At 60.4% G+C, this 24,224-nt stretch carries 20 protein-coding genes and 1 tRNA gene; 11 read left to right on the forward strand and 10 right to left on the reverse strand.

The genetic code is table 11. The annotated features are described in order from the left end of the window. Positions 1-20: 20 nt before the first annotated feature. The gene (locus AC1RT6_RS08655) at positions 21-1,304 is read left to right on the forward strand and encodes a replication initiator protein A (RefSeq protein WP_493029455.1); all 1,284 of its coding nucleotides are present in this window, start codon (positions 21-23) and stop codon (positions 1,302-1,304) included. Positions 1,305-1,834: 530 nt separating this feature from the next. Here the strand turns inward: AC1RT6_RS08655 and AC1RT6_RS08660 are convergent. Then, the gene (locus AC1RT6_RS08660) at positions 1,835-3,325 is read right to left on the reverse strand and encodes a gamma-glutamylcyclotransferase family protein (RefSeq protein ID WP_079445487.1); all 1,491 of its coding nucleotides are present in this window, start codon (positions 3,323-3,325) and stop codon (positions 1,835-1,837) included. 480 nt (positions 3,326-3,805) lie between these two features. On the opposite strand from AC1RT6_RS08660, the gene AC1RT6_RS08665 reads away from it, so the two are divergent. From AC1RT6_RS08665 to AC1RT6_RS08675, 3 genes are all read left to right on the forward strand, one after another. Further along, positions 3,806-3,988 carry a hypothetical protein gene (locus AC1RT6_RS08665; protein ID WP_079445486.1) on the forward strand — a complete coding sequence of 61 codons (183 nt, stop codon included), beginning with the start codon at positions 3,806-3,808 and terminating at the stop codon, positions 3,986-3,988. Between the two features lie 6 nt (positions 3,989-3,994). Beyond that, entirely contained in the window at positions 3,995-4,123 is a 129-nt protein-coding gene (locus tag AC1RT6_RS08670) for a hypothetical protein (RefSeq protein WP_472791201.1), read from the forward strand. Between the two features lie 69 nt (positions 4,124-4,192). After that, a complete protein-coding gene (locus tag AC1RT6_RS08675) occupies positions 4,193-5,110 on the forward strand; it encodes a tyrosine-type recombinase/integrase (protein ID WP_472791200.1) in 918 nt (305 codons plus the stop codon). A gap of 8 nt (positions 5,111-5,118) precedes the next feature. Here the strand turns inward: AC1RT6_RS08675 and AC1RT6_RS08680 are convergent. Next, positions 5,119-5,195 (reverse strand) — tRNA-Arg (locus tag AC1RT6_RS08680). Between the two features lie 371 nt (positions 5,196-5,566). Between AC1RT6_RS08680 and AC1RT6_RS08685 the strand changes: the two genes are divergently transcribed. The 4 genes from AC1RT6_RS08685 (at position 5,567) to AC1RT6_RS08700 (ending at position 9,001) form a co-directional block, all read left to right on the forward strand. Further along, entirely contained in the window at positions 5,567-6,172 is a 606-nt protein-coding gene (locus tag AC1RT6_RS08685) for a YidB family protein (protein WP_079445541.1), read from the forward strand. A gap of 93 nt (positions 6,173-6,265) precedes the next feature. Next, on the forward strand, positions 6,266-6,544 hold the full coding sequence (locus AC1RT6_RS08690) for a GlsB/YeaQ/YmgE family stress response membrane protein (protein WP_079445484.1): 279 nt from the start codon (positions 6,266-6,268) through the stop codon (positions 6,542-6,544). Positions 6,545-6,642: 98 nt separating this feature from the next. Further along, positions 6,643-7,365, forward strand: coding sequence for a thermonuclease family protein (locus AC1RT6_RS08695; protein WP_079445483.1), 723 nt, complete (start codon positions 6,643-6,645; stop codon positions 7,363-7,365). A 145-nt stretch (positions 7,366-7,510) separates the two neighbouring features. Continuing rightward, entirely contained in the window at positions 7,511-9,001 is a 1,491-nt protein-coding gene (locus AC1RT6_RS08700) for a M48 family metalloprotease (RefSeq protein ID WP_079445482.1), read from the forward strand. Between the two features lie 270 nt (positions 9,002-9,271). Here AC1RT6_RS08700 and AC1RT6_RS08705 read toward each other — a convergent pair whose 3' ends face one another. The 5 genes from AC1RT6_RS08705 to AC1RT6_RS08725 all read right to left on the reverse strand — a co-directional run bounded on the left by AC1RT6_RS08705 (position 9,272) and on the right by AC1RT6_RS08725 (position 16,072). Further along, entirely contained in the window at positions 9,272-10,123 is an 852-nt protein-coding gene (locus tag AC1RT6_RS08705) for a CarD family transcriptional regulator (protein ID WP_079445481.1), read from the reverse strand. Positions 10,124-10,526: 403 nt separating this feature from the next. After that, the gene (fdxA, locus tag AC1RT6_RS08710) at positions 10,527-10,865 is read right to left on the reverse strand and encodes a ferredoxin FdxA (RefSeq protein ID WP_079445480.1); all 339 of its coding nucleotides are present in this window, start codon (positions 10,863-10,865) and stop codon (positions 10,527-10,529) included. Between the two features lie 167 nt (positions 10,866-11,032). After that, entirely contained in the window at positions 11,033-11,314 is a 282-nt protein-coding gene (locus AC1RT6_RS08715) for an RNA-binding S4 domain-containing protein (RefSeq protein ID WP_079445479.1), read from the reverse strand. 151 nt (positions 11,315-11,465) lie between these two features. Next, positions 11,466-14,837 carry a helicase-related protein gene (locus tag AC1RT6_RS08720; RefSeq protein WP_079445478.1) on the reverse strand — a complete coding sequence of 1,124 codons (3,372 nt, stop codon included), beginning with the start codon at positions 14,835-14,837 and terminating at the stop codon, positions 11,466-11,468. 434 nt (positions 14,838-15,271) lie between these two features. Next, positions 15,272-16,072 (reverse strand): DUF3108 domain-containing protein, encoded by an 801-nt coding sequence (locus tag AC1RT6_RS08725; RefSeq protein WP_244553382.1) that lies wholly within the window; start codon positions 16,070-16,072, stop codon positions 15,272-15,274. 551 nt (positions 16,073-16,623) lie between these two features. Here AC1RT6_RS08725 and rpmB point away from each other — a divergent pair. The 3 genes from rpmB (at position 16,624) to AC1RT6_RS08740 (ending at position 19,873) form a co-directional block, all read left to right on the forward strand. Then, the gene (gene rpmB, locus AC1RT6_RS08730; protein WP_079445476.1) at positions 16,624-16,917 is read left to right on the forward strand and encodes a 50S ribosomal protein L28; all 294 of its coding nucleotides are present in this window, start codon (positions 16,624-16,626) and stop codon (positions 16,915-16,917) included. Between the two features lie 383 nt (positions 16,918-17,300). Further along, the gene (locus AC1RT6_RS08735; protein WP_079445475.1) at positions 17,301-17,840 is read left to right on the forward strand and encodes a heme NO-binding domain-containing protein; all 540 of its coding nucleotides are present in this window, start codon (positions 17,301-17,303) and stop codon (positions 17,838-17,840) included. After that, complete coding sequence (locus tag AC1RT6_RS08740; protein ID WP_158081481.1) at positions 17,828-19,873, forward strand: bifunctional diguanylate cyclase/phosphodiesterase; 2,046 nt, start codon at positions 17,828-17,830, stop codon at positions 19,871-19,873. The genes AC1RT6_RS08735 and AC1RT6_RS08740 overlap by 13 nt, the downstream gene beginning before the upstream one ends. 98 nt (positions 19,874-19,971) lie before the next feature. On the opposite strand, the gene AC1RT6_RS08745 is transcribed toward AC1RT6_RS08740, so the two are convergent. From AC1RT6_RS08745 to cobS, 3 genes are all read right to left on the reverse strand, one after another. After that, entirely contained in the window at positions 19,972-21,039 is a 1,068-nt protein-coding gene (locus tag AC1RT6_RS08745) for an esterase-like activity of phytase family protein (RefSeq protein WP_079445473.1), read from the reverse strand. Positions 21,040-21,198: 159 nt separating this feature from the next. Beyond that, positions 21,199-23,106 (reverse strand): cobaltochelatase subunit CobT, encoded by a 1,908-nt coding sequence (cobT, locus tag AC1RT6_RS08750; protein ID WP_079445472.1) that lies wholly within the window; start codon positions 23,104-23,106, stop codon positions 21,199-21,201. Positions 23,107-23,149: 43 nt separating this feature from the next. Further along, positions 23,150-24,148, reverse strand: a complete 999-nt coding sequence (gene cobS / locus AC1RT6_RS08755) for a cobaltochelatase subunit CobS (protein ID WP_079445471.1) — start codon at positions 24,146-24,148, stop codon at positions 23,150-23,152. Positions 24,149-24,224: the final 76 nt, after the last annotated feature.

Here is a 24,224-nt window from a genome sequence, read left to right on the forward strand (position 1 = left end):
AGCTGCCCAATTCGGCGGCGATGCGCTCGCCGGCCACCACTGGCAGCGCTAGATTCCGCCGCATGCACTCCCTCACGCTCGATCTGTTGCCGCGCGATACCTTCGCGGGTCTCAGCCTGCATGAGCGCAATGACTACCTGCAAAAGCTGGCGGCCGAATTTTCGGCAAAATCCGGCCGGCCGCCATTCCAGCTGGATAAAAATGCCCTGGCCCGGCTGCGTCGGTTCTACATGCGCCGCAGTTTCGCCGATCTGGAACCCAGCGAGGCGAACCCGCGCGTCGTCGACTCCGAACTGGCGGCTGCCTTGCGCCGTCTTGGCGAGACCATCAAGGCCAGCGAACGTAAAGAGGATATGGCCGGTATGCTCAAGGCTGAACTGCCGGGGCCTCTGTTACGCGAGGCACCGGCCAATGACGAGCAGTTCTCGCTATTCGTGCCGGCGATCTACGACGCGGCGCTCAAGGACGACGTGAACCTGATGGACATCGCGCCTTTCAGCATCGCCAAGAACCGCCGCGCCACGGTCATTCGTTACGAACTCAACGACAGCATCATCACCGTCGACGGCAGCGCCGAGCATGGTCTTGCCACCGTGTTCGACTACGACATCTTTCTGCACATGGTGTCGTATCTCGCCGAGGAAACGCGGCGCTACCGCATCGACGAAAGCAAGGGACTGCGGCCAAGCCTGCCGCCGCGCGCTTATTGCCCCAGCGCCTCGCACATTCTCAAATTCTGCCGTCGCAGCTCCGGCGGCAAGCAATACAAAAGCCTTGAAGCGGCGCTGGATCGCCTGGCCGGCACCCGTGTGAAGATTGTCCCACTGTATGGCGGCAAACGGCGCGAGGTGGTAAATGTCCCGCTCATCGACAAGTACCGTGTCGTCAGTTCAACCGCCAACGGTCATATCGACCACGTCGAAATCAATATCCCAACCTGGGTGTATGATTCGGTGGTGCGCGAAAAGGGCACGCCGCAAATCCTGACGCTCAATCCGGACTATTTCTTGATTACCCTCGGTCTTGGCCGCGTGGTGTATCGCCTCGCGCGGCGCGCGGCCGGCCGCACCGAAGCCCGCTATTCGATCGGGGAGATTCACAAGCGCAGCGGCTCGCCTCAAGCCCTGCCGCAATTCACCCAAATGCTGAAACAGCTGGTCGCGCACAGCAAGATGTTTCCGTTTCCTGATTATGACCTCGACTTCATCGACGGGCAGAGAGGTCAGCTTCTGCGCATGCGGTTTCGCGGCGAAGGTGCTCATTCGTCGAAGGAAACGTCTGGCGCGCTGTCTTTTGCCATTTGATTTTTGACAATCCATTTTGACAAAATCGTACATCGGCTATCGATGGCCGTACATCGGCTATGACAACCCGTACATCGGCTATGACATCCCGTACATCGGCTATTCGCAGGCCGTACATCGGCTACGTGGATGGCACCCAACCACATGAAAGCATTGAAGTGATTTTGGCATATCCCCAAGGTACGCCGCGCTAAAACTTCTTAAAACTATGAACACCCCTAAAACGCCTTCGGCTGATTTTTTTGTGAATGTCAAAAAGAAAGGAGGCGAAGAAGGAAGCGCACCCTGGTGAGCAGAACAGAGTGCGACTGTGACGCGCCACAACGGCGCTCAAATAATTTGCGAGGTTGAGGATGAAACCCAACCTAGTTCGATGACGAAAAGCATTTAAAGCCGGCTTCATAAGGGCGTGTACTCATTGTCCGCTCAATCCCAAACAGCGGCGGGATAGCAGATATTGCCCGATCTCGCAGAAGGGCTAGAAACTGACATCGCGTTCGCAGTCTTGACCGGCAACTCACACCGTCATCTCACCGCCCGGGACTTCCGAGCGTGGTCCGCTGCTTCCTGTCCCGTGTCTTGTTGGGATCTTCGATCGCCTCTACCGACTGGATGTATTCGGCAATATACTCCGGCGGCAGGCCGTGCTCCTTGCCACCTGCAAGTACAAAGTCCTTGTACCAGCCGTAGGGTTTGAGGCTGTCGTCGATGTAGTCGGGGGTGGCGAGATAGGTAAGAACCTTCCGCCTGCGGCCTTTGTCGTTGATAACCGTGACCATCGCGTGTTTGTAGCCGCTGCCGACGCCTTCGGCCTCATCTAACTTGCCTCGCTCGGCAGGATCGAAGCTGAACAGAACTCCGATCACGCTATTGTCGTTGCCACTGGCAAAAGCGTTGCACTTTCCGGACTTATCAATGCTGCGCTTATGGAAGTGAAGCGCATGACCCGGCAGGGTAGCAGTGCCAAGCGGCTTACAGCTTGGCATGTGCTTGCGCAGCCGGGCGGTCGACATGTTGGGCCCGTAGGCAAAATAGACGAATGGCTCAGGTGGCCCGGTCTCTATTTCCTTCAGCGGCTCTATCGGCGGATTGCCGGGCTTCACGATCGTGCGCAGCGGAACCGTCATGATGCCGTGCTCGTCGGAATCTTCGCCTTCGCGAGTGATGATGGCCTGTCCATTCTCAAGGTCGAGGATTGGAACGGGTCGACCGGTCCATCCGCAGTCGGCGCAGCGCGGTCGTTCCCAAAGTACGCCGGGTACCGCGGTATTTTCGGCCTGTTCGGGTTCGAGACGCGGTGAGTGGCAGTCCGGGCATTCATTAGGCACACCGCGCAACTCGCGAACGATAGGTGAAATCGCCATGCCGCTGGCGTGCTGGGTCAACGAATGCGCCATGTCGGCATCAAGCCAAGTCGCCGACTTTGAGTGCGTAAGCCAGTTGGAAAACGTCCATGCTGACTCAAGCGCACCCTTGAGGGCCCCGCGACGCTCCTTGTTGGTGTCGCCGGGCAAAAGAGCGTTGCAGATGATCTCCGTCCACGCGCGGAAGTTCGCACGCTGCGGCGGTGTGTCGGTCCAAATTGCCGCATCCTGCGCAACGGCGATCAGCTCAAGTAGCGTTTCACGACAGCGGACGCCGACGGCCTGATAACCCGCGAGGTTATGCGCCTGTGTCACGGCGGTGCCAGCTTCTTTTATCTTCTCGAAGACGGGACCGAACGGGAGGATGCGTTGATCGCCCTCGTGCTGTTCTTCTGTACGCGGGATGCGAAGGATCAGGCCAATATGGAAGGTCAGAGCAAGGTCCATATTTGGGAACTGTTCTTGAGAGTAGAGATTTGTGCCGCCTGTGATGACCCACCAGCGATCCTTGTTGGTGTGGATGTCCCACACGTCGTGTCGGGTGTTTATGACGGCCTCCGAGTAAACCTTCTGCATGAAAGTCACTTCGAGGTCGGGCGCCTGCCATTCAAAGTATTCCCGGACTTCCTCGATCTCCTCTGCGGTAGCTTTCAACATAATCAGCTCCCGCGATGGGCTCGTCGCACCGCGCTTCAGTGGGTTGCGAAAGCCTCAACAATAAACCGATGTCGCTGAGCTTTCAAAATCCAGCGCGGCAACGCGGGATGTCGGCTTTGGGTCATAAACGACAGAACTCAAGGTGAGCAATAATAGGTCCGCTGTCGGGTACGTAGCGACGCCCCCTTGGGTCGATCAAGTTGCCGCCGATTCATCCACGCCCTGGTTTTGAGCGCGACGTGTGTTGCGACCTCGCAAAGTGATTCGCGCAAAGCGATTCGCATGCGCCGTCAAGGAACCAAGCGCGAAAACAGGTGATTCGCGACAACCTTATTTTAGCCCGCGCGCCCTGCCTCCAGTAAGCATTTGAAAATATTTGAAAATCGTAAAACTCAAAAAACAATTAAGGGGGTTGCGATGTATGCAATTTTACACCCCTAAATGGGGTGGCCCTGACGCGCACGTTTTTAGGATGATGCCGTGTCCAAGCGAACTGCAAAGATTACGCAAGCTGAACTGGAGCGCGTTTTTCGCGCCGCCAAAGCGCAGGGCTTGCAGATTGCGAGGATCATCGCGCGCTCGGATGCTTACGTGATTGAGACCGACGTCAGTCCAGAGCCGACCATTGCGCCCGCAATGGCCAAGCGCAAACCGGTGCTGTGAGGAACCATGCCGAAGCGTCGCCCGCCCTATCTGCAGTCCGAGCGCACTCGCCACGGCGCGCGGGTTTGGTACGTGCGCAAGCATAAAGGCGCGCGCGTCAGGTTGCGGGCGGAATACGACAGCCGGGCTTTCTGACAGGAATATGCCGACGCGCTGGAAACCACATCGCTGGTTTCTTTGCCTGCGAAGACAAAAGCCAGTTCATTGAAGTGGGCCCTGGACAAATACCACGCCTCGTCAGCGTGGGCGGCGTTGTCGCTGGCCACGCGCCGGCAACGCGAGAATATTTTCCGGCGCGTCATTAAGAGCGGTGGACATACACCGCTGGAAGACATCAGCGATCAGATTATTCGTGAGGGGCGCGAACGCCGGGCAATGACGCCTCATGCCGCGAATGGCTTCATCAAGGCCATGCGAGGATTCTGTGCGTGGTGCGTTGAAGAAAATCTGATGGCAACCGACCCGACGGCCGGCGTCAAGCTGCTGACGGGGCCGAACGATGCGGAAGGTTTCCATACCTGGACGCAGACCGAACTCGACCGCTTCGAAGCGCGCTGGAAGATCGGCACGCGCGAGCGCCTGGCTTTCGACGTGCTGCTTTACACGGGCTTGCGCCGGGGCGATGCGGTCCGCGTCGGCCGGCAGCATGTGCGCGATGGCGTGATCAGCATCCGCACGGAAAAGCACGCGCGTGGCAAACAGGGCGAACTGATCACAATACCAATCCTGCCGCCACTAGCGACATCGCTTGCCGCCGCACCGACAGGCGATCTGACCTTCCTGATCAACGAACGCGGCCAGCCCTGGGTCAAGGAAAGCTTTGGCAACTGGTTCCGCGACGTGTGCCGTAAGGCCCATTGCCCCGGTTCCGCGCATGGCCTTCGCAAGGCTGGCGCGACGCGCGCCGCTGAACAGGGCGCCAGCGAGCGCCAGTTGATGGCGATCTTCGGCTGGACCACAGGCAAGATGGCCCAGCATTACACACGATCAGCCGACCGCGCCCGGCTGGCGCATGATGCCGCGCAACTGTTGTTGCCGGTACAGGCCACGAACGAAAAACGCCCGCACCTTGCCGAGGGTGCGGGCAGAAAACCCAAACGCTCAGGAAATTCAGGAGTCTAGTTTATGAATGGCGTCCCGGAAGGGAGTCGAACCCCTGACCCCAGGTTTAGGAAACCTGTGCTCTATCCAGCTGAGCTACCGGGACTGTACGCCGAACCCTGCCACTTATCCGGCACATCAGCGTCTCGGGCAAGCCGAATCGTTTTGCCGATTCAAAAGCTGGTGCCGTCGCGCGGCCCACTCCAACCGGACCGGAGGTCTCGCCAACATGCACTACCGGTACGGCTCGCCATTTCACAAGGCAGGCGTCCTAAAGCAGACGTCCTAAAAAGGACACGGCGACCCGTTACGCTCGTCGAGCGCTTTTTCCCGGATCCGCCATTCATCTTCCCAGCCACTCTCGTTTCGCTTGCTGAATGAAGCGGCAGCCTCTTCGCCCGCCAAAAATGCCTTGTGACTGTCATATGGCAACCTTATCTTTTTTGCCGCGGGGCTGGATCGCAACAGGAGATGATCATGGGTTTGCTCGACGTCCTCAACGGAATGCAGAACGGCCCGCGCGGTCCAAGCGAGCCCAATAAGGAAAGCGAAAGCAGCGGCATGTCGCCGCTGACAATGGCGATCCTCGCTGTGCTGGGCTACAAGGCGCTGAAACATCTCACCGGAAGCCATTCTGGAGCCAACCCGTCCGCGCCGCCGGCTCCCACGCCCAGAAGCACGATCAATGCGGGCCCACCCGGAGGCACGGTCAATGCTGGTCTGCCCGGCAGCGGAGGCGGCCTTAGTGACCTGCTCAAGGGCGGGCTTGGTGGCCTGCTGGCAGGCGGTGCGGCCGGAAGCATTCTGAGCGGCGGCCTCGGCGACCTGCTGAAGCAGCTTCAGAACAAAGGCCATGGTGAGACAGCTAATTCCTGGGTTAGCCCGGGACCAAACAAGCAGATCGCACCGCGCGACCTCGCCGACGCGCTCGGCGCCGACCAGATCAACGCCCTGACAGCACAGACCGGCCTGTCGCGGGACGAACTGCTCGCCGGATTGAGTCAGCACCTGCCCGAGGTCGTCCACCATCTGACGCCCGACGGGCGCCTGCCGACGGAGAATGAGCTATCGCGATTGCTTTAGGATTGCACTCGCTGCGGGAGTGGTCGCCCCCGGGGGCTGACCGATCTCGCGGAGAGTTCACCGTCACGATTATTTTGAGGAGGGATTTTCATCATGAGCGGCATTCTCTGGATCATTCTGGTCGGCTTCATCGCCGGCGTTATCGCAAAGTTCTTATCGCCCGGCCCGAACAATCCGAGCGGATTCATCCTCACCACGGCGCTCGGCATTGGCGGTGCGTTCCTCGCCACCTTCATCGGGCAGTCGATTGGTCACTACAGCCCTGATCAGGGCGCAGGCTTCATCACCTCAACCATCGGCGCGATTGTGGTGCTGTTCATCTGGAACAGGTTGGTCGCGCGCGGCGCGATTTCCGGTCCTGGATCGAAATAGCAACCTCGTCCTCGGATAACGTCTTGAGGCGCGGTCATCAGGCCACGGCCAAGCCTCCCGGCACGTGCAATATTTTGCTCGGAGTGGTGCTCTGTGGAATGTTGTTCAGCGCAGCGCCGACACTCGCCGACGGTTGCCAACCGGTCATTCAGAACGACGGCGTCGTGAGCGCTGTCATTGACCCGCGGACGCTCCGTCTCGATGATGGCCGTGACGTGCGTCTCGCGGGCGTCGAAGTGATCGCGGGAGAGGCCGCCAATCGCCAGCCAGCACTCGCAGGACTGATCGGTCGGCGCGTGATCCTGCGCGGAGAGCGCGACGATCCGGATCGCTATGGCCGACAAACCGCCTTCATATATCTTGGACCATCCGCGATTTCGGTCCAAAGTGATCTTTTGGCACGCGGCGACGCGCTTGTGTCTGCCGACGTCACCGACAAGGCGTGCGCGGCGGAACTCACGGCTGCGGAAACGACAGCGCGACAGGCCCGGCGTGGAACCTGGGCAGAATTATCTATCGTCAAAAACGCTGAACGTCCGGGCGATATTTTGGCGCGTATTGGGCAGTTCACCATCGTGGAAGGCTACGTCCGGTCTGTCAGGCAGGCCGGCGGCACTATATATCTCAACTTCGGCCCACGCTGGACACGAGACTTTGCTGCGACTATTTCAAGGCGCATACTGCCATCCTTCGAGGCGGCAGGCGTAGTGCCGACGTCTTTCGAACATCGGCGGGTTCGGGTCCGCGGCTGGGTCGAACGACGCGGAGGACTGCGGATTGAGGTGCTCCGGGTTGGGCAGATCGAAGTGGCCGGCGACTAGAGGGCTCGGTGTTCTGCCGAAGCCAACCGGGCCTACGCTGGACATACAAGATGCGGCGGTCGAGTGTCAGCATTTGCCATCAGATTTGCTGACAGATTGCGACTGCTGAAATCGAAACTTCAATCCGAGGGAGAACGTTGCGACCATGACGGCGAGCCCAGTATGGCGCGGGACAGGAGTGAGCCGCCTTTTGGCTGCGCCTGTCGTGCTGCTCTGCGCGGCGCTTGCCCTCAGTGGATGCGGCGACATGACCCGGTTCCAGACCGACTCTCCCTCATCCGTCAAACCGATAAAGCCCGCGCGGGCCGCGACCCATACTCCAGCGTCCGACCGCGAGCACGAGCGCATCCTCGCCTCTTACGGCGGGGCGTATGACGATCCCAAACTCGAAGCGCTGATCAACAAAACGGTCGAGCGGCTTGTGGCGGCGTCCGAGCGGCCCGACCTCACCTACAAGGTCACGATCCTCAATTCAGGCGCGGTGAACGCCTTCGCGCTGCCAACCGGCCAGCTTTACGTGACACGCGGCCTGATGGCGCTGGCCAACGACACCTCGGAATTGTCCTCCGTGCTGTCGCACGAGATGGCGCATGTTCTGGCCAAGCACGCCACCATCCGGGAAGACCAGGCGCGGCAGGCCGCCCTCGTCAGCCACGTCGTCACCGAAATGGGAACCGACCCGGATCTGACGGCGCTGGCGCTCGCCAAATCCAAACTGACGCTCGCAAGCTTTTCGCGCACCCAAGAGTTCGAGGCCGACGGCATCGGCGTCGGGATTTCCGCGCGGGCCCATTTTGACCCCTATGGCGCAGCGCGCTTCCTGACGGCAATGGAACGCAATGCGGCGCTCAAGGCCGGCAAGCCCTCGCTGGACCCGCGCTCGCAGGACTTCCTGTCATCGCATCCCGCAACGCCAGAACGCGTTCAGAACGCGCAGGTCAATGCGCGGCAATACAGTGCTCCCGCGCAAGGCGAACGAGACCGCGAGACTTACCTCGACGCGATCGACAACGTTGTCTACGGCGAGGATCCGAGTGAGGGGTTCGTTCGTGGCCGGCGTTTCCTGCATCCAAAGCTCGGCTTTACGTTTCAGGCGCCAGAAGGTTTCGTACTCGACAATACGGCTCAGGCAGTGATCGGCGTTCGCGAGGGCGGCAGTCAGGCCATGCGTTTCGACGTGGTCCGGGTGCCCGCGGAACAGAAGCTTACCGAATATCTCAACTCCGGGTGGATGGAGAACGTCAACAAGGCATCGACCGAGGAGCTAACTATCAACGGCTTTCCCGCGGCATCAGCGGTTGCCAGCGGTGAGGAATGGCAGTTCCGGATTTATGCCTTGCGCTTCGGCAGCGACGTCTATCGCTTCATTTTCGCCACCCGTCGTAAGACAACGGAAAGCGAACGCAACGCGCGTGAAACGGTCGCCTCCTTCCGCCGTCTGTCGCTGGACGAGATTCAGGCAGCACGACCGCTGCGAATCAAGGTGATCACCGTACAGCCGGGCGATACCGTGGAATCGCTGTCACACCGCATGGCAGGCGTCGATCATCCCGCCGAGCGTTTTCGCGTCGTCAATGGCCTCGATCCGCGCGCCCAAGTCAGTGTCCGCAGCCGGGTCAAGATCGTGGTGGAGTGACGCGAAGCACCGCGCATCAGGACGGATTTAAACTAGCACAGAATCCCTTGACGCTTCGCTCGCGCTTGCGAGAGCGTCCTCTCACTTCAGGCCGAAATCCGCCAAAGCCGGGTCGAGCGGGAAGCACATTGCCGATCCACATGCGCAAGTGGAGGAAGAGTGCTTGAGAGCAAACGAAGGATGCGCGCCTGACGGAATCAGAACAGCACACAGCAAAAAGCCCGGCCTCCCGGCCGGGCTTTTTGTTTGTCTTGGTTCGCCAGAACCCGGTTACGCAGCCTCGTCGGCAACCGCAGCATCATCGCCATCGGCTTCCATGTCGCCGTCGGCCTCGGCGTCCATCTCCGCCTTGGCGCCGCGGCGGGGACTCTTGGCCAACTGCCCCTCGATCTCCTTGACTGCTTCGGTCTCCGTGACGTGCTGAACGACCGCGATCTCGCGCGACAGACGATCAAGCGCAGCCTCGTAGAGCTGACGCTCGCTGTAGGACTGCTCGGGCTGAGATTCCGACCGATAGAGGTCGCGGACCACTTCGGCGATCGCAACAATGTCCCCGGAATTGATCTTCGCTTCATATTCCTGCGCCCGTCGCGACCACATGGTGCGTTTGATGCGCGCGCGGCCCTTCAAGGTTTCGAGCGCCCGCTTGACCAGACCAGGCTCGGACAGCTTACGCATGCCAACATTGGCAATCTTCGCCGTCGGCACCCGCAGTGTCATCTTGTCCTTGATGAAATTGATGACGAACAGTTCGAGCTTGGCTCCGGCAATCTCCTGTTCTTCGATCGCCAAAATCTGGCCGACACCATGCGCCGGATAGACCACAAACTCGTTGGTCTTGAACCCCTGGCGCTGGGTCAGAACCTTCTTCGGCTCCTCGACGTGTGCGGCAGCCCTTGCAACAGACTTCACTGCAGGCGTATTGACCGCAGGCTTATTAGCCATGGTTGCTTTCGCAGCGGACTTTACAGTCGGCTTGACAGAAGTCCTTGAACCTACCTTCGAGGCGGACGCGGTCTTCGAAGCAATCGTCTTCGAACCGGCTTTCGAAGCAGCAGCTTTCGAAGCAGCGGTCTTAGAAGTCGCGGTCTTAGCGGACATCCTGGCGGTCTTGCTTGGCATTTCGCCTCTTTTATTTCTTGAGGATTTTCCGGCCGAGCCCTTGGCAGCCGTCGTTCGGGTGATCGGGGCAGCAGTCCGGGTACGAGCTTTTGCTGCACCGCGGTGAGGGGTAGAGGCCCTCGAGTTCGTTTTTTTGCGTGTTTTCTGTGACACAGCCTGCGCGCGGGTATTCCCACGCCTTCCTGGATGTTCACGCCAGAGCCCTTCCGGACCCATAAGCAGGTAAAAGCATCGTCGAATTCGAAAACCCGTTCAGTTTAGCACATTTTCCGCGAAAATCAATGATTTATGCTCGCCCGCCCGCACTCTGGCGGGACTTCCGGCGCTTCTGGTCGCAAAAAGGTAAATCGTGGCCAGTAAACGCCTGCCCCAAAATCAGACGCCTGAAACACGCCGGAAAGACTCAGTCCCCCGCGCCGGGATTTGAAGAAAAATATTTCTCAAATTTGCCATTTTGGCCCTCAAATTCCTTGGCGTCCGGCGGAGCCTCCTTTTTCTGCGTGATGTTTGGCCAGCTCTTGGCGTATTCGGCATTGACTTCAAGCCACTTCTCGAGCCCCGGCTCACTGTCCGGCTTGATGGCCTCGGCGGGGCATTCCGGTTCGCAAACACCGCAATCGATGCACTCATCCGGATGAATGACGAGCATGTTCTCGCCTTCGTAAAAGCAATCGACAGGGCAGACTTCAACGCAATCGGTATATTTGCATTTGATACAGGCATCGTTGACGACGTAAGTCATCCAAGGCTCCGGCACGCTCAGTTTTGCAGGCTGGGGTAGCGCAGGAATAGCACTGCCGCAAGCGGGGGAACCGCTCAGCGGGCGTAAGTTATCCATGAACCGCGACTGAGGAACCGGATCGAAACGGACGACGACGGTCGCACGTGCGGGTGCAGCTGAATCACAATCTAGCTACCAGCTCCGCCGGAAACATCCGACATGTCGTCATAAAGGGTTCGTGCTGCGGTCGAACCGCCTCGCCGTTCGGCAAATCCCGTGACCTTAAGGATACGGATGCCTCGCTCCAGTCTGATCGTGAGCACGTCAGACATTTTGAGGGAGTGACCGGGGGATTTCTTCCTTATGCCGTTGACACGAACATGGCCGGCCTCGACCAGCGCAGCAGCTTGGGTGCGGGCCTTGACCATCCGCGCATGCCACAACCATTTATCGAGACGCTGGCGCTCCAACACACCCAACGGGTCACTCCAATCGCGAAACCACGCCGCTAGCGCGTGTTCCGTAAAAATGGATACCGGTTTTGCGATCAGAATACGCGCTAGTTATTGATTGAGAGCATCCGGATTCCACTCAGCCAGAAATGCTCTCAGGACCGACCGTTCAATCCTTGCGGCCGGCAAGCTGCTCTTTGAGTGCGGCCAGTTTGGCAAACGGCGAGTTCGGATCTATCGACTGCTCGCGCTCGCGCGGCGCGCTGCTGGCGTAGGGACGATGCGAGGGTCCGGCGTCGGAGCGCCCCTCGCGACCGCCCTTGCGGGAACCCTGAACCCGACCCTTGTCCTGGTCCCTGTCCCGACCCTTGTCTTTGAAGCGCTCGCGCGGACGCCCCCCCTTGCCTTCACGCGATTCCCTCTCGTTCCCCGCGGGCGCGCTTTCGGCTGCCCCACCGGCAGACTGTCCACGCCGGCCTCGCCCATACCGCTCGCGCCCTTGCGCTCCCTCGGACGTCTCTTTGTCAGCGGTTGCCGGCTGCGGGCCATCCGGCCGCGCCTGTTGCCGGCGATGCCGATTGCGATCGTGACGCGGACGCCGATCGGCGGACCGACCGCCGGGCCGCCAGACCTCAATCATCGCGGGCGCGCCATCCGCCTCAGCCGGTGCCGCAACATTCGCGGCGATCTCGGCGGAGACCGCATCGCCTTCGATTGCGCTCCCGGCAACAACGGGAGCGGAATCAACCGGCACACCATTGTTGATGGCCGCCTCGCCGGCGTTGGAAGCCGCCGAGGCGCCGACAACTGGCGATGCCGCGGACGGCTCCTCGGCAACTTCAGTCGCCGCTTCTAAGGCCGTCGCCGCGACTCCGGATGAACCCGCATCCACCGCGGTCTCCGGTTCAACAGGTCCGATATCGGCTGTATCCGCGCGGTCGGAAACAGACTCCTGACCCTCAAGCACGACATCCATCGCAACCGCTTGCTGCGACACGCTTTCCGGTGCTCCGCCAGAAACCGCTTCCGCGGTGATCCCCGTCACAGGACCGCTCTCCGTTGCAGGTGTCGGTACCGGACACCGCTCCATGCGATAGCCAAGAGCGCTCAGGATGGAAGCAAAATCCTCACCAGCAGTGCCCGCGAGCGACGTCATGGCCTGCGTCACGACAAACCCGCGGCCATCGAATGCGCCAGCGGGCTTTTCGCCGGGCGCCCCTTCCCGCCATGACAGAGCCGGACGGATCAGGTCGGCAAGCCTTTCGAGGATATCGACGCGGACGGCGCGTTCGCCACATTGCCGATAGCCGAGGGCGCGATAGGCGTCGCGATCGAGCAGCTTGTCCGCCGGGAACGAAGTGCGGCCACTGCTTGCGAGATGCTGCGCGCTGGACAGCGCCGAAAGGTCGGCATTCTCCTGCTTCAGCGCCCACAACAGCGAGGCCAGCGACCGTGCAGCCGGCTTCAAAAGCAAGGGGAAATAGATATGGTAAGCGCCGAAACGCACCCCGTACTTGCGCAAGGACGAGCGCGACGGCTGATCGAGATCCTTTAGTTCCGCAGCGACCTTTTGCCGCTCCAGCACGCCGAGCGCCTCGATCAACTGGAAGGCAATGCCGCGTGCGATACCGGTGATATCCTCCGCTTTAGACAACTCGAACAGCGGCCCGAGAAGCTTCTCGATATGGGTTTTCAGCCATAGATCGAGCCTGGCTTGCACCGCCTCGCGCGGCGCTCCGGTCAGCCGTTCGTCGGAAATGATCCGCAGCCGCGGATGCAGCGCGTCGTCTGCAGCCACCAGTCGCGCCACCGCGTCTCCCGTCCAGCGAATGGTGCCATCCGAGGTCAGCACAAACTGGTCGTCCGCCGCCCCCGACAATTTCTCCGCGCGCGCCTCGATTTCGCCAGCTAGCGCCTTTTGCGCGATCGCCTGCAAGGCCTTGGCTTCGGAACCCGCCTCCGCCGCATCCGGCGCGAACGTAAATCCGTCGAGACGGCCGATCACATGGCCCTCAACGATCACCTCACCCGTCTTGCCGATTTCCGTATCCAACATCGTGTTTTCCCGCAGGCGGCGCATCAATACACTGGTCCGGCGGTCAACGAAACGCTCCGTAAGCCTTTGGTGCAGCGCATCGGACAATTTATTTTCGACCTCGCGCGAAATTGCCTGCCAGTGCCCGGGATCGGCCAGCCAGTCCGGGCGATTTGCCACGAAAGTCCAGGTCCGGATCTGCGCGATCCGTCCCGACAAGGTATCGATATCTCCGTCGGCACGATCGGCCTGCGCGACCTGGGCCGCGAACCAGTCGTCAGGAATCTTGCCTTCACGCATCAGAAAGCCAAACAGTGTCGTCACCAGTTCGGCGTGAGCCGCCGGCGCGATCTTGCGATAATCCGGAATTTGGCAAGCGTCCCACAGCCGCTCCACCGCGGCCGCGCTTTGCGCCATGGCGCGCACCTCGACGTCGCGCGCCGCGTGATCGAGCACCCGCAAATCTTCGGCGATCGGCGCGCGGGTCAGCGCCTCGTGCGAAGGAGTCAGCGCCAGCGAGACTTGCAACCCGCCAAGCGAAGAAAAATCGAGATCGGAATTGCGCCACTGCAGCGTTCTGACTGCCTCAAAAGTGTGGTTCTGCAGCGCGTCCACGAGTTCGGGCTCGAACGGCGCGCAGCGCCCGGTGGTGCCGAAGGTGCCGTTGCGAGTGGCGCGGCCGGCGCGGCCAGCAATCTGCGCGAACTCAGCAGGCGTGAGCCGGCGAAACTGGTAGCCGTCGTATTTACGGTCCGAAGCGAAGGCAACGTGATCGACGTCAAGATTGAGACCCATGCCGACCGCGTCGGTGGCGACCAGATAATCGACGTCACCGGATTGGAACATCGCAACCTGCGCATTGCGGGTGCGCGGGCTAAGCGATCCCAACACCACCGCTGCCCCGCCGTGTTGGCGTCGGATCAGTTCGGCAATGGCGTAAACCTCGTCCGCCGAGAAGGCGACGATCGCAGTACGGCGAGGCTGCCGGGTGATCTTGCGGTCGCCGGCGAATTCAAGCTGGGATAGCCGCGGGCGCGTGACGATACTCGCGCCAGGCAAAAGCCGCTCGACGATCGGGCGCATGGTGGCTGCGCCGAGCAGCAACGTCTCGTCGCGGCCACGCCGGCGTAGCAGGCGGTCGGTGAAAACATGGCCCCTTTCAAGGTCGGCCGCGATCTGGATTTCATCGATGGCGAGGAAAGACACGTCAAGATCCCGCGGCATCGCTTCGACGGTCGAGACCCAAAAGCGCGGGCGGGCCGGCTTGATCTTCTCCTCACCGGTGACCAGGGCGACGGAATCCGCCCCGGCGCGGTCGACAATCTTGTTGTAGATTTCGCGAGCGAGCAGTCGCAGCGGCAGGCCGATAATGCCGGAGGAATGCGCCAGCATCCGCTCGATGGCCAAGTGGGTCTTGCCAGTATTGGTCGGACCGAGCACTGCCGTCACGCCCGCGCCGGGCGCGCGACCGTTGCCGGGCGAAGATATCGAAGATGAAAAGGCCATATTTTCCGAGGGCTTTTGCGGCGCTAGCGGAGCGGGAAGGCGAATGTCAAATCCAAAGCTCCACTGGAGGCTATTGGCTTGGCTCGATCGATCCCAACATTTGCGTAGGCACCCTGCTTGCAGGGGACGCAACCGCACCACGGGATCGGAGGTGTTTCACAATGCGACGCATGCCGAGCCGCAGCTTAAGCTTTGGAACGAGTCCGGAACGAATCGCGCCCGAATCGCTGACTCCTGATCTATCTGGCTTCGTTCACCGCAACATCTCGTGTTTGAATGGACCTATGGAAACTAGATCAAGTTCTGCACCGCTTAACAAGAGTAGCAATTTCTCTTAGTTTATGAATCCATGAACGCATGAATTCAACAGCAGGAGTCAACAGGATTCTCTTGCAGCGAAACGACCTGTCGCCAGTCCCGCGCAGTGCCCACTCCTACCGGGTTTTAGCTGCCGTCTGCGGCGGTATGGCAGTCGTGTGGAACTCGGTCGCCTCCAGCTTGCCCGTGCCTAGCGGCGTTGGAATTGTCAGACGATAGGGTACGAGCACGCGTGTGCCGGCGATCGGCGCCAGCCAGATCTCCATGTTGCGCTCGGCGGCGAGATATTTGATCGCGAAGCGGTCCGGGACGTAGCCGGCGATCGGCGAGAAAAAGATCGCACAGACCACGACCGGGCCTTGATAGCCTTTTCCCGACTTCACGGTGTCCATGCGCTTGAAGTCGAGGCGCAGGTCGTAGCGCATGCGGCCGTCGAAGATCCCGGTCGAGGCATGACAGGCGCTGGGGCCGAGCGGGTCGGTAGTGCCGGGAGCCCGCAGCAGCGTTGCGCTCATTGGATCGAACACGCCGCGCTTGTGCGCGTCGTTGACCGGAATGCGCTTGGGGTCGACCGGCGGGCTCGGCTCGATGACGAAATCCTTTACATTGCCGCCCGCCAGCGACATGCGAATGGTCTCGGATTTCTTGGAGGACGAGATGGTCGCAATATAGCTCGCGGGAATCAACGCGCCGTTGACGATGCGGCCCTGCGAGGAGCCCGTGCCGGTCCCGTGGGCAAGCGCCTTAAGAAGCCCCGTGGCGCCCCCGCTTGCCGCGGCCGAATACTGATCGTCGAGGATATCGACTGTCCAGGCGCCGGTGCCGACGAGAATCCCCGCCAAGGTGACGTCATAGCGAGCCTCAAGCTTGCCCTGCGCCGCCGCCGGCGCCGCCAGCGTCAACATCGCGGCAAACATGGCAAACGGCACGCCGGCCAGTTGCCAAATTGAACAAAGAATCCATCGGAGCAACGTCGTCCGGCATAAGCTCACAACGGGTGGCCCTGCATGTCTCCGTCTGGTCCCAAATATTCTAACAGACTTGGCTTTCCCAAGCCTGCAGACTATCGCCGGTTGTAACGACCGTTGAATCCTCATCTAAGCAGAAGCCACCGAGGGAACCCAGCCCGGCACATCTGCGAACACGTGAAAAAAACAGGGTCGGCTCGGGATTACCGCTTCGGGCCCTGACAAATCTCGGCCTCCTCTGCAACACCGTGGTCGATGGCCATCCGTCGATACGGATTGCGCCCTTTATATGATGCAGGGCACGATGCAGGCAACGCGCGCAGAAATCCGGCCGGAATCCGGAATAATGAGGGGATGGGCGCAAATAAGCCGAGTTCGGTCCCGACGCCTTGACGCCCTGCTACTGTCCCCCTATACGTCCGGCGTTCCTAAAATGGACACGATTTCGAACCCCGAGCCCGCCTTGAAGGCAGATGCCGGGGACGACAGAGGATTTTCGTATGTCCCGGCGCTGCGAACTGACGGCCAAGGCTCCTTTGGTGGGCCACAGGGTCAGTCACTCCAACATCAAGACCAAGCGGCGCTTCCTGCCGAACTTGGTGAACGTCACCTTCGTGTCAGAAACTCTGGCCAGTTCGGTCCGGTTCCGGGTGTCAACCCATGCCCTGAGGAGCGTGGACCATCGCGGAGGTTTCGATGCCTTCCTGTTGAAGGCGAAGGACTCAGAGCTTTCACCGAAAGCGGTCGAAATCAAGCGCCAGATCCAAAAGAAGCAGACCGCCAAGGCGGACTGATAACGTCGGGCTTGTTCGTTCGCTCGAACTCTCCGCCGCTACCGAGAATACGAAGGATCGGCCCCCCGCCGAACCCGGTCTTTAACTTTTGGTAGTGCGTCAGACGCACGACCTTACTTGGCACTGCCACTGCATTGCAGACGGGCGATCCCCCTTCGCGCGAAAGCTTGTGAATCTCAGTAAGGCATTGCGAATGTGATCGAGGCCGGCGTCGAGCGCCTGCGATCCGGCCGCCATCCAATCCACCCGGCCATCCAATTAGCGATTCGGTAACCGCCAATTGGGTGCGCTTCCGTGATTTTACTCATCCTTCAAGGGTCAGAAAATACAGTCCTGCCTCCGGATCGCGATTTTCGCGGCCATCGAATTCGTGGAGGCTTCCCATGAAGGGGGTAGTTTACAATCTGTTCGAAGAGGCCGTCGTCGAGAAATTTGGCGCCGATATCTGGGACGACCTGCTCGACGATGCCGGCGTAGCCGGCGCCTACACCTCGCTCGGCAATTATACCGACGACGAGATGATCGCACTGGTCGAAGCTGCGGCCGCCAAGCTGGATATGACCAGCAGCGATGTCCTGCGATGGTTCGGCGAACAGGCGATGCCGCTGCTCAAGCAGCGATACCCGGACTTCTTCTTGCCCCACAATTCATCGCGCAGCTTCGTTCTGAGCGTCAACAAGATCATCCACCCGGAGGTTCGCAAGCTCTACTCCGGCGCCAAGTGTCCGTTCTTCCACTTCCGCGAAACTCCGGAGGGCAACGTGACGATGGGCTATGAATCGTCGCGCCGGATGTGCGACCTGGCTCATGGTTTCATCAAAGGTGCTGCAGGCATTTTTTGCGAAGAAGTCAATGTTACGCATCATACCTGCATGAACCACGGTGCGGACAAATGCTTGATGGAAATCAAATGGGTATCCTGACCCCTTCCGCAGCTACGTTTGCCGATCCTTTCGATCAATTCAACCTCAGGATTCTGAAGCTCGAAAATCGCCTGCAGCGCGAGCGCGTGGCGCGACTGAAGGCGGAAGAGATCGCGGAAAAGGGTTTGAGAGATTTGTATGAGAAGCAGCAACAGCTTGCGCTGCTCGAGACCATCGCGACGGCGGCAAACCAGAGCAACTCGATCGACGACACCATGCGTTTTGCGCTCGACGCCATTTGCCAGCACACCGGCTGGGGCTTCGGCAATGTCTACCTGCCCTCCGCAACCATCCCCGACTATCTTGTACCGGCTGGCGTTTGGCATGCCGCCAACCCTGCGCATCTCGATGCTTTTATTTCGTTGACCTTGGAAACCGACTTCGCCATCGGCGAAGGATTGCCGGGCCGGGTCTATCAATCCGGCAAGCCCGTCTGGATTTCCGATCTGACCCTAGATCGCAATTTTCCGCGCACCGTGGTTGCCGCGCTGTCCGGCTGCTGCGCCGCGTTCGCATTTCCAGTGCTGGTCGGCAACGACGTGCTCGGCGTATTGGAATTTTTTCATCACAGCACGGTCAGCCCAGACAATCAGTTCCTGGGCGTGCTCGCGCAAATCGGCACCCAGCTTGGCCGCGTCGTCGAACGCCGCCGCGCCGAACAGAAACTGATGCACGATGCGACGCATGATCCGCTGACCGGACTGCCGAATCGCCTGCTGCTCACCGACCGGCTGGAGCGCGCGGTTGCGACGCATCTGCGCCGGCCGGACATCGGTTTCGCGGTGATCTTCATCGATCTCGACCGCTTCAAGCTGGTCAATGACAGTCTTGGGCATTCCGCCGGCGACATATTACTGCAGGAAATCGCCCATCGCTTCAGCCAGACGCTGATCGAGTCCGGTCATAAGCTCGCCGTCGGCGAGGCGACGCTAGCCCGGCTCGGCGGCGACGAATTCATCATCCTGCTGGAGGACGTCCAGCGCAGTTCCATCGCCGTCGATATCGCACAATCGTTGCAAGATTCTCTACAAAACCCGCTGTTCATCGACGGTCAAGAACTGTATTCGTCAGCCAGCATCGGTGTCGCCTCCAGCGAGGCGGGATATACCTGCGCGCCGGACATCATGCGAGATGCCGATCTGGCGATGTACCGCGCCAAGGCTGAAGGCCGTGCTCGCGTCGAAATCTTCGATCAAAGCCTACACGTCGACGCCAGGCGGCGCCTGACGCTGGAGAGCGAGTTGCGCAATGCGCTGAAGAAAAAAGAATTCGTGCTGCATTATCAACCTATCATCTCCCTTGGCTCGCGCGCAATGACCGGCTTCGAGGCGCTGGTGCGCTGGCAAAAAAGTGACGGGCAAATCATTCCACCGTCGGACTTCATTCCGCTCGCCGAGGAAACCGGCCTTATCGTCTTCATCGGCAGTTGGGTGCTCGAACAATCACTCAAAACTCTAGCAAGGTGGCAGCAAGAATTTCCCCGGGCCGAGCCGCTGAGCATGAGCGTCAACGTCTCGCCACGCCAGTTTCACCAGACCGAATTCGTCGAACAAGTGATCAATGCGGTAACCGCCAGCGGAGTCCCGCCACAAACGCTGCGGCTGGAAATCACCGAAAGCGTCACCATTCAGAACGCCCAGCACGCCGTCGGAATTCTGCAACGCTTGCGCGAGTTCGGCGTGCGCGTCAGCATCGACGATTTTGGCACCGGCTACTCCTCGCTAAGCTATCTGCATCAACTACCGTTCGACACCCTGAAGATCGATCGCTCGTTCGTCTCGGCGCTGCAATCGCGCAGCGACGGCGGGCAGATCGTTCAGACCATCCTTGACCTCGCGAAGAACCTCAATCTCGATGTCGTCGCCGAGGGCACCGAGTCTGAGGACCATGTCAAAATCTTGCATCAGATGGGATGCGGTTATGCGCAGGGCTATTTCTTCTCGCGCCCATTGAACGAAACCGCGGTGGTCGAGATGCTGTCGGCCAAGGACACCGCAGTGGAGGCGCTGCCGCCGTTGCTGGCAAATGGCTAGCGCGTATTTCTAATGGATACCGGCTTTGCGATCAGAATACGCGCAAGTTCTCGATTGAGAATTTTCTTCACGCGAACCGACTTCCAAGCCAAAATGCTCTAGTCGACCAGCGTGAACTGCATCAGCAGCGTGCGCTGGATTAACGAAAAGTTGTCATCGGATACGAGCGTTAGAACGACTTCGCCATCGTCGTTCACGAACGCACTGAGTCCTTCGAAATTGTCGATCTCCTGTCCGAGATCGGCATCGAAAATCGAGGGGCCATCCACCAGCGCGTCGGGCGCGATCGCATCGATCTTGATACGGCGGATGCGGACACCGATGCCGCCGGTCAGCGAGAATTTGCGTTCGAGGATCAACAGGTCCCCCGCAGGCAGCAAACAGGCGTCGCTGACATCGAAATTCTCGGTCCGATGGATGGCGAACCGGCCAGGCGAGGGTCCGCCGATCAGGAACGCGATGATATTGCGACCCGTATCGAGCCCACGTTCGGAGATCGCGATCAGCGTGCCGCCGAGCGGTCTGTCGCGTGGAACGACCACCATCGCCTCAACCCCCCGGTTGAACGGCAGCCCACCGATTGCCGCCGGCACCTCGACCTCTTCTCCCCGCGCGCGGGTATATCCCTTGTCAAAGTCGAAGCGCATGATCCGGTTGGCCCGCTCGATGCCGACATAGACCAGCGATCGATCGAGCGCGATCGATTCAGTATCGAACCAGCCGCGCGCGGTGATCGGCCTGCCATCGTGTCCTAGCATCGGCGCGGCCTCGACGTCCGCGAGCCCGACCATCTCACCGACCGTCCCGTAGACGATGCGGCCGGTGAACCAGGTGCCTTTGTCGCTGGCGGAAATGAACTGTTGCCCTTTTGAATCCAACCGCAGGCTCGACAACCCTCCGAAGCCGCGAAACGAGGAGGTGAGGATCAGCCCGCTACGAAAGGCGAGCGATCCGAAGCGCGTGCGCGAGCGATCACGCAGATCGAACGAGGCGACATGACGGGCGTTAACGGTAATCGACACCGCCGCTGGCGGCGTAAGCTCGTCAGGAGGCGGTTGTTCAGTCGCGTGGGTTGCGAATCTCGCGCGGGCCGCGGAGGGATCCGTCAACAGCAGGCCGGTTGACATCAGAAAAAGCAGGCTGCGGCGATCGATCAATGGTGCCATTCGCGGAGGACCGATCTGTCCGCGATGCGTCCCATACGCAGCACGGCATGTTGGCACCGCCGGGGACGCTGCGGACACCGGCTGTGTGTAATGGCTCCGCTTTTGCGAAGCAACGCGTTTGCGTCCCCGTTCGGGATGCCACCAACGCGCGCCGAGCTACTACGAATGCAGCTTGCGCGGGCGGCGCACTGGCGCGGGCGGCGGATCATGCGTCTCGCTGAACAGTTCGGCGAGCTGTTCGGTAATGGCGCCGCCGAGTTCTTCGGCATCCACGATGGTCACCGCGCGGCGATAATAGCGCGTCACATCGTGACCGATGCCGATGGCAATCAGTTCGACCGGGGATCGGGTTTCGATTTCCTCGATCACCCATCGCAGGTGACGCTCGAGATAATTTCCCGGATTGACCGAGAGAGTGGAATCATCGACCGGCGCACCGTCCGAGATCATCATCAAAATTTTACGCTGCTCGGAACGGCCCAGCAGCCGCTTATGCGCCCAGTCCAGCGCCTCACCGTCGATGTTCTCCTTGAGCAGACCCTCGCGCATCATCAACCCGAGGTTTTTCCGGGCCCGCCGCCAGGGGGCATCGGCGGCTTTATAAATGATATGACGGAGATCGTTGAGCCGCCCCGGCGTGACCGGCTTGCCGGCGGCGAGCCACGCCTCACGCGACTGCCCACCCTTCCAGGCTCGCGTCGTGAAGCCGAGAATTTCGACCTTGACGCCGCATCGTTCCAGCGTGCGCGCCAGAATATCGGCGCAGGTCGCGGCCACCGTGATCGGCCTGCCTCGCATCGAACCGGAATTGTCGAGCAGCAATGTCACCACGGTATCACGGAAGGTCGCCTCTTTCTCGTGCTTGAACGATAGTGGCTGATAGGGATCGATCACCACGCGCGCCAACCGCGCCGGATCGAGAATGCCTTCCTCCAGATCAAACTCCCAGGCGCGATTTTGCTGCGCCATCAAGCGACGCTGAAGGCGATTGGCGAGCCGCGCCACGATGCCCTGCAGGTGCGCAAGCTGCTTGTCGAGATAGCTACGCAGCCGCTCCAGTTCGTCATGATCGCAGAGGTCTTCAGCAGCGATGATCTCATCGAATTTTGGCGCGAAAGCGTGATATTCCGGGCCGCGCGGTTCATTGGCGCCCCTCACATTGGGCCGCGTTGCCTCGCCGGGCATCTCATCCTCAGCAAGGTCGCCATCCTCGAAAGCGTCGCTCGCGGAAGCCTGCGCGCTTTCCATGGCGCCGTCCGGCATTTCATCAGTCGCATCCTGCGCCTGATCCGCATTCATCTCCTGAGCGGCCTCGCTGTCGAGCGAGCCTTCCGCGCCGGACTGATCGTTCTCGCCCTCGCGGTTGTCGTCCTGGTTCTCCTCCTTCTCTGTCTCGGTATTGGTGTCATCACCGAGATCGAGCTCCGACAACAGGTCGTGCACGAGGTCGCCGAACTTCGCCTGGTCCTCGGTAAAATGGCTGAGCTGATCCAGCCGAGTGCCGATCTTGTCTTCCAGGAACGGTCGCCAAAGATCGACCACCTTGCACGCAGCGGTAGGCGGCGGCAGGCCGGTCAGCCGCTCGCGCACCATCATCGCCAGCGCATCCGACAGCGGCGCGTCGGCACGGTCGGTGATCTCATCGTATTTGCCGCGATGGAAATGATCGTCGAGCATCGCAGTCAGATTCTTTGCGACCCCTGTCATCCGGCGAGAACCAATGGCCTCGACCCGAGCCTGCTCTACTGCGTCGAATACGCCCTTCGCCTGCGGATTACCGGGCATCAGCTTGCGGTGCACTTTCGGATCGTGGCAGGCGATCTTCAGCGCGATGGAATCCGCATGACCCCGCACGATCGCCGCGTCGCGCCTGCTCATCTTGCGTCCGGGCTCGGGCAGCCGCGCCTTACCCGGCGACAGACCGGGCCGCTCGATGGCAAACGTCACTTCAAGCTCAGGTTGTCGGGCGATGGCGCGCAGGCAGGACGTCACCGCACGCTTGAAAGGCTCGGTCGGCGCTTCCTTCGGCGCGGTACGGAACTTGTTACTGGGTGATGCGGTGCTCATAACGCCTTTCCCTCGACCCGCGCGCGGGGAGAGGTATACAGAATCAACTCAACGCCACGTTGACCGCGGATTCGCTCAGTTCGACGTTGAAGCAGCGCTGGTAGAATTCAGCGACCAGCGGGCGCTCGAGTTCGTCGCACTTGTTGAGGAAGGTGACGCGAAAGGCAAAGCCCAGATCGTCGAAAATCTCGGCGTTCTCCGCCCAGGTGATGACGGTACGCGGGCTCATCACCGTGGAGAGATCGCCGTTGGCGAAGGCATTACGCGTGAGATCCGCTAACCTCACCATTTTACCGACAGTATCGCGGCCTTCTGGCGTGCGATAGCGTCGGGCCTTGGCCAGAACAATCTCGACCTCGTTGTCGTGCGGTAAATAGTTCAGCGTGGCAACAATGTTCCAACGGTCCATCTGCGCCTGATTGATCTGCTGGGTGCCATGATAAAGGCCGGAAGTGTCGCCGAGACCGATGGTATTCGCAGTCGCGAACAGGCGGAACGCCGGATGTGGCTTGATGACCCGGCTCTGATCGAGCAGCGTCAAGCGTCCTGAGGATTCCAGCACGCGCTGGATCACGAACATCACGTCCGGACGACCGGCATCGTATTCGTCGAAGCACAACGCCACATTGTTCTGGTAGGCCCATGGCAGAATGCCGTCGCGGAATTCGGTGACCTGCTTGCCGTCCTTGACCACGATCGCATCCTTGCCGACGAGATCGATCCGACTGATGTGACTGTCGAGATTGACGCGCACGCAAGGCCAGTTCAACCGCGCCGCCACCTGCTCGATATGGGTTGATTTGCCGGTACCATGATAACCGGTGACCATGACACGGCGGTTCTTGGCGAAGCCGGCGAGAATTGCCAGCGTGGTTGCGCGATCGAAGCGGTAGTCGGGATCAACATCCGGCACGTGCGGATCGGTCCCGGAATAGGCGGGAACCTCGAGATCACTGTCGATTCCGAATACCTGCCGCACCGACACCTTCATGTCTGGCAGGCCTGCGGAGGTTTCGGTTTTGGTCATGGCGGCGGTCGTCATCAATCCTCCGAGGTTCGGGGGGCGCTCCCGAAACCAGGACGCGCATGGCTACGGATGAGAGGCCCGCGCGAAATTT

This window comes from Nitrobacter sp. MLSD-S21 (genome assembly GCF_058809865.1).